General features: G+C 40.2%; 9 protein-coding genes and 1 tRNA gene. 3 read left to right on the top strand and 7 right to left on the bottom strand.

Features of this window, described 5'->3' with window-relative positions; all coding sequences use genetic code 11:
- Position 1: 1 nt before the first annotated feature.
- From MTF66_RS38265 to MTF66_RS38245, 5 genes are all read right to left on the bottom strand, one after another.
- Positions 2 to 77 (bottom strand) — tRNA-Gly (locus MTF66_RS38265).
- 139 nt (positions 78 to 216) lie between these two features.
- On the bottom strand, positions 217 to 762 hold the full coding sequence (gene pgsA / locus MTF66_RS38260) for a CDP-diacylglycerol--glycerol-3-phosphate 3-phosphatidyltransferase (RefSeq protein WP_058583731.1): 546 nt from the start codon (positions 760 to 762) through the stop codon (positions 217 to 219).
- Positions 763 to 804: 42 nt separating this feature from the next.
- Positions 805 to 2,628 carry an excinuclease ABC subunit UvrC gene (uvrC, locus tag MTF66_RS38255; RefSeq protein WP_054553646.1) on the bottom strand — a complete coding sequence of 608 codons (1,824 nt, stop codon included), beginning with the start codon at positions 2,626 to 2,628 and terminating at the stop codon, positions 805 to 807.
- A gap of 8 nt (positions 2,629 to 2,636) precedes the next feature.
- Complete coding sequence (gene uvrY, locus MTF66_RS38250; RefSeq protein ID WP_054564041.1) at positions 2,637 to 3,287, bottom strand: UvrY/SirA/GacA family response regulator transcription factor; 651 nt, start codon at positions 3,285 to 3,287, stop codon at positions 2,637 to 2,639.
- A gap of 108 nt (positions 3,288 to 3,395) precedes the next feature.
- A complete protein-coding gene (locus tag MTF66_RS38245) occupies positions 3,396 to 4,547 on the bottom strand; it encodes a dicarboxylate/amino acid:cation symporter (RefSeq protein ID WP_054553767.1) in 1,152 nt (383 codons plus the stop codon).
- A gap of 215 nt (positions 4,548 to 4,762) precedes the next feature.
- Here MTF66_RS38245 and MTF66_RS38240 point away from each other — a divergent pair, with 215 nt between their 5' ends.
- The 3 genes from MTF66_RS38240 (at position 4,763) to MTF66_RS38230 (ending at position 8,856) form a co-directional block, all read left to right on the top strand.
- A complete protein-coding gene (locus MTF66_RS38240) occupies positions 4,763 to 7,096 on the top strand; it encodes a carbohydrate binding family 9 domain-containing protein (RefSeq protein WP_248530338.1) in 2,334 nt (777 codons plus the stop codon).
- Positions 7,097 to 7,291: 195 nt separating this feature from the next.
- Positions 7,292 to 8,260, top strand: a complete 969-nt coding sequence (gene cysK / locus MTF66_RS38235; RefSeq protein ID WP_058583732.1) for a cysteine synthase A — start codon at positions 7,292 to 7,294, stop codon at positions 8,258 to 8,260.
- 155 nt (positions 8,261 to 8,415) lie between these two features.
- Positions 8,416 to 8,856 (top strand): hypothetical protein, encoded by a 441-nt coding sequence (locus tag MTF66_RS38230; protein WP_054564020.1) that lies wholly within the window; start codon positions 8,416 to 8,418, stop codon positions 8,854 to 8,856.
- Positions 8,857 to 8,930: 74 nt separating this feature from the next.
- On the opposite strand, the gene MTF66_RS38225 is transcribed toward MTF66_RS38230, so the two are convergent.
- Together MTF66_RS38225 and MTF66_RS38220 are read right to left on the bottom strand one after the other, a co-directional pair.
- Positions 8,931 to 9,230 carry a DUF6172 family protein gene (locus MTF66_RS38225; RefSeq protein ID WP_054564021.1) on the bottom strand — a complete coding sequence of 100 codons (300 nt, stop codon included), beginning with the start codon at positions 9,228 to 9,230 and terminating at the stop codon, positions 8,931 to 8,933.
- A 168-nt stretch (positions 9,231 to 9,398) separates the two neighbouring features.
- The gene (locus MTF66_RS38220; protein ID WP_248530337.1) at positions 9,399 to 9,914 is read right to left on the bottom strand and encodes a VC2046/SO_2500 family protein; all 516 of its coding nucleotides are present in this window, start codon (positions 9,912 to 9,914) and stop codon (positions 9,399 to 9,401) included.
- Positions 9,915 to 10,094: the final 180 nt, after the last annotated feature.

The following is a 10,094-nucleotide window of genomic DNA, read 5'->3' as shown; positions in this document are numbered from 1 at the left end:
TTGGAGCGGCACACGAGGCTCGAACTCGTGACCTCAACCTTGGCAAGGTTGCGCTCTACCAACTGAGCTAGTGCCGCTTTCTTTATCTTGGGGGCTATGCCCTCTCAACACGGACGCATTCTACAGAGATTATTAAACGCGTCAATATAAAAAATGCTAGTTTTGAACTGTTTGCTTATTTTTTATCTAAAACGGTGTGTAATTAAACGTTTAGGATCAATTTTTGGTCAATTCTGACCATGCCGCTATTAAATACTGCAACATAGAACTAAGCGTTAAGAATGTTGCGATGTATAAAAGGCCATAACTTAAGTAGATCATCCATGTATCAAACTGCCAGATCAAACCAATTATGGCTAGCATCTGTGCTGCAGTTTTAAACTTACCCATGTTTGATACAGCTACGTTGTCACGTTTACCTTGCTCTGCCATCCATTCGCGTAAGGCCGAGATAACAATTTCACGGCTAATAATAACTAATGCTGGAATAGTCATATACAAACTTTGGTAGTGGCTTGATAAAGCAACCAGTGCAGCACACACCATTACTTTGTCGGCAACCGGATCTAAGAATGCACCGAAAGGCGTTGACTGATTTAAACGACGCGCTAGATAGCCATCAAGGATATCTGTGATTGACGCAAGCCAGAAAACAAACGCAGCTGCGAAAAACGCCCATGAGAAAGGCAAATAAAATATCACCAAAAAAATGGGGATAAGAAAAAGTCTAAAGGTTGTGAGTGTGTTTGGAATATTCCACATAACTACTTGGAGATGTCTTTTTTTACTATATTCGCACGAAGGCTACGCCTTGTCATGCAAATGATTAAATATCTTTTCAGCCATTTCAGGGCTGATCCCAGGAACTTGTTTTAATTGGTCTATATTAGCAGCTTTTACCCCTTGCATGCCCCCTAAATATTTTAATAATGCTTGTCGGCGTTTTTGTCCTACGCCGGTAATTTCTTCTAACAATGATTGTGTGCGTTGTTTTTGTCGTTTATTACGATGCCCTGCAATGGCAAAACGGTGCGACTCATCACGAATATGCTGAATTAAATGCAGCGCTGGTGCATCTGAATCAAGTGGTATTGTTTTACGTCCGCCATCAATTAATAGCGTTTCTAAACCAGGTTTTCGACTAGTACCTTTTGCAACACCCACCAGCAATGGCATTTTATTATGCGGCCAGTTTTCAAAATATTGCTCAGCACGAGATAATTGACCTTTACCACCATCGATAAAGATGACATCTGGAATTTTTTCTTCATCGACTACTTTGTTGTAGCGTTTATTAAGTGCGAATTCCATCGCAGCATAATCATCACCACCGGTGATGCCAGTAACATTAAATCGACGATATTCTTTATTATTAGGCCCTTGCGAATCAAACACCACACAACTTGCTACCGTGTTTTCACCCATTGTATGGCTGATATCAAAACATTCCATGCGATTAATATCATCTAGGCGTAATGTTTCTTTTAATTGTGCGTAGCGTTTGTTGATTGAATCCTGCGTGCTTTGCTTAACACTAATGCTGTTAAGTGCATTTTTATTAGCAAGTTTTAAATACTGTGCCCGCTCACCGCGATTAGCAACTTTTAGACTCACTTTACGTTCAGAGATTGCCGTAAGCGCTTCGCTTAATGGCTCACTTTCTTCAATACTAAACGGTAATATAATTTCTTTAGCAATACGCCCTGTTGCACCGGGAGCTAGATAATATTGGCCTAAAAAAGAAGTTAGAATTTCTTCTTCACCTGAGTCTTTTGGCACTTTAGGAAAATAAGTTTTACTGCCTAGCACTTTGTGGTCGCGGATCATTAATAAGTGAACCGCATTTAAACCATTTAAATGCGCAAAACCCACTACATCCATCTCAGCATGGTTACCTGAAATAGACTGTTGCTCCTGCATTTTTCGAAGCAACATGATTTGGTCACGCACTTTGGCCGCAAGCTCAAATTTAAGTTCTTTACTTGCTTGCTCCATTTTAGTAACTAAATCGGCAATGACTTCATGAGATTTGCCCAACAAAAACTTGCGAACAAAATCAACTTCTTGTTGATATTCTTCATCGGAGATTTTATTCACACACGGCGCTGAGCAGCGTTTTAACTGATATTGTAAACATGGACGGCTTCTAGCTCGGTAATACGCATCTTCACATTGGCGAACCGGAAAGATTTTTTGCATTAAACGCAAACTTTCAGATACCGCTCCCGCACTTGGGAATGGGCCAAAATATTCGCCTTTAATTTTTCGGCTACCACGATGAAAAGCAAGTCGCGGGTGCTTATGATCAGTTAAAAGAATATAAGGATATGACTTATCATCTCGCAGCAAAATATTGTAACGAGGCTGATATTTTTTAATTAGGTTGTTTTCGAGTAATAAGGCTTCGGTTTCAGTGTTGGTCAGGGTGACTTCAATACCGCAAATATTACTTACTAATACACGCGTTTTGCTATCAGTTACATTACTACGGAAGTAACTACTTACGCGCTTTTTTAGATTTTTAGCCTTACCAACATAGATAACTTGCCCTTCACTATCAAGCATTCGGTAGACACCGGGCTCACTTGATAGTGTTTTTAGAAAACGGGCTGGTTCGAAATCAGACATTGAGCAAATTAATGCGAGCTATCAATGTCGATCATTTTATGACGAATTGCTAAATGGGTAAGTTCAACATCACCCCCTACATTTAGCTTTTCAAACATGCGATAGCGATAGCTATTCACTGTTTTTGAACTCAGGTTCAAGCGATCCGCAATATCTTGCGCTTTCTCACCTTTAGTGATCATCAGCATGATTTGCAGCTCACGCTCAGACAAACTCTGGAATGGGTTTTCATCTGTGCGGCCGCTTACCTGAGCAAGGGCAATTTGCTGTGCAATTTCAGGTGCAATATAACGTTGCCCTGCATTAACCGCACGAATGGCGTTAACCATTTCATCAGAGCCGGCACCTTTTGTCAGATAACCATGAGCACCGATTTGCATTACTTTGCTTGGGAATGGATCTTCACAATGCACGGTAAGCACAATAATTTTCACATCTGGGCAATAACGACAGATTTTCTTTGTCGCTTCTAAACCGCCAATACCTGGCATATTCATGTCCATCAACACGATATCAGGTGAATGTTGACGGCAAAATTGCACCGCTTCTTCACCGGTTTTAGCTTCACCCACCACTTTAAAACCACGAACATCATCAAGTATACGTCTGATCCCTGTCCGTACAAGTTCATGGTCATCAACTAAAAGTACATTAATCAATGGAACACCCTCAAATAACCCAAATAGCTGCTTTCGCACAATTTAATGTGCCACATTAGCACAGAAAAAGTGAAACGATAAATCAAAATATCGCTTCACTAATTAATTTTAAGCTGATGCTTTCTCGCTGAAACGATCAACCCATAGGGCAATGATACCATCACCTGTTACATTACAGGCAGTACCAAAGCTATCTTGTGCTAAATAAAGTGCAATCATTAATGCAACCGCACCTTCATTAAAACCAAGCATACTTGTTAAAAGACCCAATGCCGACATAACTGCCCCACCTGGTGCGCCGGGCGCAGCAATCATTACAACGCCTAGCATCATAATAAATGGCAACATACCAAATAACGATGGTACATCCATATTCGGTGATAAGAACATAACAGCCATTGCACATGTCACAATCGTAATTGTTGAGCCCGATAAATGGATGGTTGCACATAAAGGCACTGTAAAGTTAGCAACATCTTCTTTTACGTTATTTGCTTTGCTTGAGCGAAGTGAAACTGGAATTGTTGCTGCACTCGACATTGTACCTAAAGCAGTAAAATAAGCGGGTAGCATATTTTTTACAAGCTCTAAAGGATTACGCTTTAGTAAAAGACCTGTAGATACATATAAAACAGTCAGCCATAGCCAGTGCATAATTAATGCAGCTAGCAAAACAATACCAAATGTTTGCAGCGTATCAACCACGGTGCCAGCAACTGTCATTTCCGCGAAAACACCAGCAATGTAAAAAGGTAACGCAGGAATAATTACTTTTGCTAATAAGCCATCAATCACATCACGGCCCTGATCAGATACTTTCTTTAACGTATCAAGCTGTAACTGGCTCATACCAATACCAAAAATGAATGCCGCAGCAAGTGCTGTCATTACACTCATAAGAGGTGGAATTTCTAAATCAATAAAGCTGCCCACTTCGGTAGCAACTTCTGCTTCAAACGTTAAACCGCCATCAAACAATGGGATCATAGCGCTGACAAGTAAAAACGCTAAGGTTCCAGCAATAACGGTTGAACCATATGCAAAGCCAACTGTTTTTCCTAACAAGTGGCCTGACCCTTTTGGTAAACCAGCAATACCTGATGCGATAAAAAATAAAATAATTAACGGGATGGTAAAGGTGATCAACTGACCTATTATTTCTTTTACTGTGTAAAGGAGTTCAACACCTGTTAGTGGCACATATAAGCCCACTAAAATACCGGCAACAATACCAGCAATTAATTTTAGAATTAAATTCATAACGATCACTTCAATTTTTAGGTGGTAATCTTTTACCACGTTTTAGTTTACTTTTGTTATAAAACAGCCAAATTAACGTTTAACTGCGCAAATTACCACCACAGCTTGTTAGAATCTAATTTGAACGTAAATATATGCGCCCTGTCGCGTTGCATTTGTTAACAAAGTTGCAAATTAATAACATGCTCGCAGTTTTGAATACCCGTATAGTGCTTATGTATAAATCAATGTTAAGTGCCGCTCTATTAAGCGTGCCTTTTACCAGCTTGGCCACCAGCCAACCTGTCACCCTTCCTTTTATTGCAGAGCAGGCAACAATTGACGGCCAGCTCAATGAGCCAAGTTGGCAACGTGCCAAAAAAATTACCATAGACAACGTTACTTGGCCTTACGAAAACAGTAAAAGCCCAGTCACCACCTACGCTTATGTTTATGAGGATGGCGAAACACTTTTTATTGGCTTTGAAGCGAATGATCCAAACCCAGAACTTATTCGTGCTTTTTACCGTGACCGTGACGCAGCCTGGGATGATGACTTAGTCGGGCTAAAAATTGATTCATACAATAATTCTCAATTAGCTTATCAATTTTTTATTAACCCACTTGGCGTACAACAAGATTCAATAGAAAACGAACTGACCAAACATGAAAGCTCATCATGGGACGGTATTTGGGATAGCGTCGGTGTTATTCATGATAAAGGCTACACAGTTGAAGTTGCCATTCCGCTACGCGTATTGAATTTTGACGACAGCGTAGCAAGTAAAACTATGGCGATGGAGTTTTTACGCTTTTTACCGCGCAGTGAACGGTTACGTATCTCAAATATGCAAATTGACCACGGTAACAATTGTTGGATTTGCCAAATGCCAACTTACCAAGGTTTTGAACAAGCAAAACAAGGCAATAACGTGGCGATTATTCCATCTGTGGTGCTTGGCAAAAATGAGACTCGTGATATTGATGGCTCACAAGTGGGTGATTGGGAGACAGAGAACAATACTGAAGCCAGCCTCGATGTTAAATGGGGGATCACCCCAGATATCACTTTAAATGCGACGATTAATCCTGATTTTTCTCAGGTTGAAGCGGATGTAGCACAATTGAGTGTGAACAATAATTTCAGTTTATTCTTCCCAGAAAAGCGTGCCTTCTTTTTAGATAACGCTGACTACTTTGCCTCAACACTTAACCTTATTCATACCCGTAATATTGCCCAGCCAGATTACGGCACAAAAATCACCGGCAGCAAAAATGGCCATACATTTGCCGGCTTCATTGCCAATGATACGCAAACCAATGTGTTGATCCCGGGCAATTTAGGCTCATCGCTTGTCGCCCTTGACGATAAAAGTGAAAACGGTGCCCTGCGTTATCGATACGATTTTGAATCAGGATTATCACTCGGTTCAACGGCAACACACAGACAAAGTGATGATTATAAAAACACGGTTTACAGTATTGATAGCAAATACAAACCAACAGTGAACGATGTTTTCTTAGTACAAGTATTAAAGTCACAAACGCAATACAGCCAAGATTTTATCGATGAGTTATGTGATGGTGATAACTGCTTACAGCCCGAGCAAGTAATTTGTGAATTAAATAGTGACTGCGACTATAACGAAGGCGTACTTCGTGTTTTAAGTAGAGAACAGCAATCAGGTACTGGCTACTACCTAAAGTATCAACACGACGAGAAGTACTGGCGTGCCTTCGCTGATTATAATTACCGTGATGCTGATTTAAGAGCTGACTTGGGCTTTATCTCACAAGTTGATTTTAAAAAGTTTACGACTGGTGGCGAATACCGCTGGTATGGTGATAAAGGCAATTGGTGGAATCGCGCTAACCTTTACGCCGATTGGGATATTACCCACAACGAAAATAACGAACTTCTCGAAAAAGAAGCACAAACTAGTTTTTCAGTCAGCGGCCCGTTACAAAGCTTTTTTGAGGTCTCTGTTGAGCACCGTAACCGCACTGGCCTTCGCCACGATAAATCACGTTTAGATATCGACGGTAACACGGACTTGTTTAGCGAAAATGGCGTTGGCTTTTACAGTGACTTTAAACCAAAAGCTGGGGTATTTGCTTCTTTATATATGTATACAGGTAATGCCGTTGATTTAGCGAATAACCGCGTTGGTGATAAGTTCCATATACGCCCTGTACTGAATATGAACCTTGGTAAGCATTTTGAAGTGCGTTTACGTCATACTTATGAGCAGCTTGAAGCCGATGGCAGTGAAGTATTTACCGCCAACTTAAGTGATGTGCGTTTAACTTACCAATTCAACGTGAATAGCTTTTTACGCCTTGCAGTCATTTATACCGATTTAGAACGCAATCAGGCTAATTACATTGATGATGTAGATAGCCAATATAAAAAGTTAGCCACTCAGCTGTTGTATTCTTACAAGCTGAACCCGCAAACGGTATTCTTTGCTGGTTACTCAGATAATGGCTATCAAGATGATGAGCTATCATCAATTACTAAAGAGCAGCGTACGTTATTTGCTAAATTTAGCTACGCTTGGTTGCTTTAAGACCATACTAGCGCACCTTTTGGTGCGCGCCCTTCTTTTCCCACCTTATTACTAAATGCTATAAGCCTATTCGCTATATGTTATAGCCAAACTTTACTTTCGTTTTTATTTCACCACAGTAAAGTGTGACTATTACAGATCGCTAGCCTAAGCTAGTTGATCAACGATTGAATAAATTGCTTCCAAGGGAACACTATGTCTAACATTTTTGAAGATAATTCATTAACGATTGGTAATACACCAATTGTAAAGCTTAACCGCGTAACCTCAGGTAATGTTTTTGCTAAAGTTGAATCACGTAACCCAAGCTTCAGTGTTAAATGCCGAATTGGCGCTTCAATGATCTGGGAAGCAGAAAAGTCAGGTGTATTAACCAAAGAAAAAGAGTTAATCGAGCCGACTTCAGGTAACACAGGTATCGCACTTGCGTTCGTAGCGGCTTCTCGTGGCTATAAGTTAACCCTGACTATGCCTAACACAATGAGCTTAGAGCGTCGTAAATTATTAAAAGCGTTAGGTGCTAACCTAGTTTTAACTGATGGCGCTAAGGGTATGAATGGCGCGATTGAAAAAGCAAAAGAAATTCAAGCGAGTGAGCCTGAAAAATACATTCTTTTACAACAGTTCGAAAACCCAGCTAACCCGAAAATTCACTTTGAAACAACGGGCCCTGAAATCTATGAAGCAATGGACGGTAAAATCGACATCTTCGTAGCGGGTGTTGGTACTGGTGGTACTATTACGGGTGTTAGCCGTTACCTTAAACTAGAAAAAGGTTTAAATGTTCAATCGGTTGCTGTTGAACCAACTAACTCTCCAGTTATTAGCCAAACATTAGCTGGTGAAGAAGTTAAACCGGGCCCTCATAAAATCCAAGGTATCGGTGCAGGCTTCATCCCTGGCAACCTTGATTTAGAAGTTGTAGACGCTGCAGAGCAAGTATCAAATGAAGATGCGATTGCTATGGCTCATGAACTAATGAAAAACGAAGGGATTTTAGTGGGTATTTCTTCTGGTGCTGCAGTAGTTGCGGCAAAACGCCTTGCTGAAAAACCTGAGAACGCAGACAAGAACATTGTGGTAATTTTACCAAGTGCGACTGAGCGTTACTTATCTAGCCCATTATTTGCTGAAGAGTTCAGCGATAAAGAGCTTGTTCAGTAATCACTAAGAACCTCTTAGTTTTTAAAAAAGGATGCATACATGCGTCCTTTTTTATTACCTAAAATAAATAAAACCAATAATTTTACCGAGTTAACTTTACATCATGCTCATTTAGTCACACACTTAATTTTAAGTTCACTCGAAAAACTACAACAATGAAAAATATACTTTTAACTTTTATCCTTCTAAGTAGCAGCATTCTTTTCGGTTGCGGTTCTGAAGACGCACCAAAGGGCGAAAAAAACACCCCAGGTAATGTAGCGACTCTCTATTTTGATGCTTTATACAACCAAAACGATTTAAATCTTGCGATGGAATATGCCACGCCTAAAATGGCGCGAATTATGAAATCTTATGGCACCGCTGGGCAGTTCGCTCGTAACCTGGTTAATATGCAATACGATGAAGTGGTGATTGAAGTCGATATGACTAACATGAGTCTACGCGAACAATATGGCGATAAGGCTAACATCAATTTGATTTTTACGGGTTATTTTAATGGTAAGAAAATTGATGATATGCGCAGTGTGAAAATGATGCGTAAAAAAGGCAAGTGGTACATTGAAAAAATTAATGCTGATCCATTTGCGCGATAATTAATTACGAAAACTAAAAAAGGGCCTGAAGGGCCCTTTTTTTGAAAGAGTATTACTGCAGAACAGTATGGATATTACTCTTCGTCAAACTCTTGATGTTGACGCTGTGCAGGACGCGCTAAGATTTCAACGTAAAACGATGTAAGCTGTTTTGCTTCGATATCGCTAATACATTTATTAATCTCTGCCACGTGAACGACATTGGCCTCATCCGCTGATTCACCAAACTTACAGTCAAACGCCCAATAGTCGGCGCCTGCTGGGAGTGTTTTATTACGCTCACGTTTTAAGTATTTTTTTACTTCGTGCTTGGCTGCATCAACCATACGAGGATATTTAATTTTCTCGTGGTTTAGCGTGAATGTTTTCTTCATTATAGTCCTAGTAACTTGGTTCAATGACAATGACAATGGCATTAAGCCATAGACTGCTATTATAACAAGCACATCTTAATTTAGCTGTACTTTTTGCAGTTTTACTTAAATATAAGTCTATTCTTAGTGTATTCGAAGTCTATGACATTTCGATTAAGCCACTTATACCTAAGCTGTAGCTAAATGAAGAGGTTGATGTATCGCCTCGTCAGTAAGACTATCGTAAAATGCAGCTGCATCGATTTGTGGGCGCTCAACGGGTTTATTTTTTTCATAAAAGCGTTTTCTAACTGCAGGCTCACAGTTATCAATCACTTCTAGCGGCACATGTTGCTTATCATCACGAACATTCAGTGGCTCTGGGTTTAAACAATGACGTAATCTGATGTCTGATAAACCACCTTGCAATAGTCTAAGTGCATTTTCTTGCCCTATCAGGATATCAAACTGTTCGGGAGCTAATGGTTGTGTGGGGCCTGCACCTAACTCGGTGCGCAAAGCAGATTCAGATACTTCAGGATTGCTTAATTCAGTTTTTGGCAGGTGAAACTGGCTAAAATCGAGCGCATCATGAGAAAGCATTGCTAGTAATAAAGCAAATTCCCCAGAGCGGTGCTCGTGAACACTTTTATTTAGACGATTATCGAGTTGGCTCTCTGTGAGCAACAAACCATCAATTTGCATAGTCTTTAGCCAAATAGTTTCTTGATTAACCAGTTATCGGCATTTATGTAATTTTCTTTAGTTTTTTTCTTTACTTAAATAATAAGTTTGCTATTATCAGCGCCGTTGCATTGGAGGGGTTCCCGAGCGGCCAAAGGGATCAGACTGTAAATCTGACGGCTCAGCCTTCGCTGGTTCGAA

The sequence above is a fragment of the Pseudoalteromonas sp. 2CM39R genome (assembly GCF_023161845.1).
This window is presented reverse-complemented; position numbering and strand designations above follow the sequence as displayed.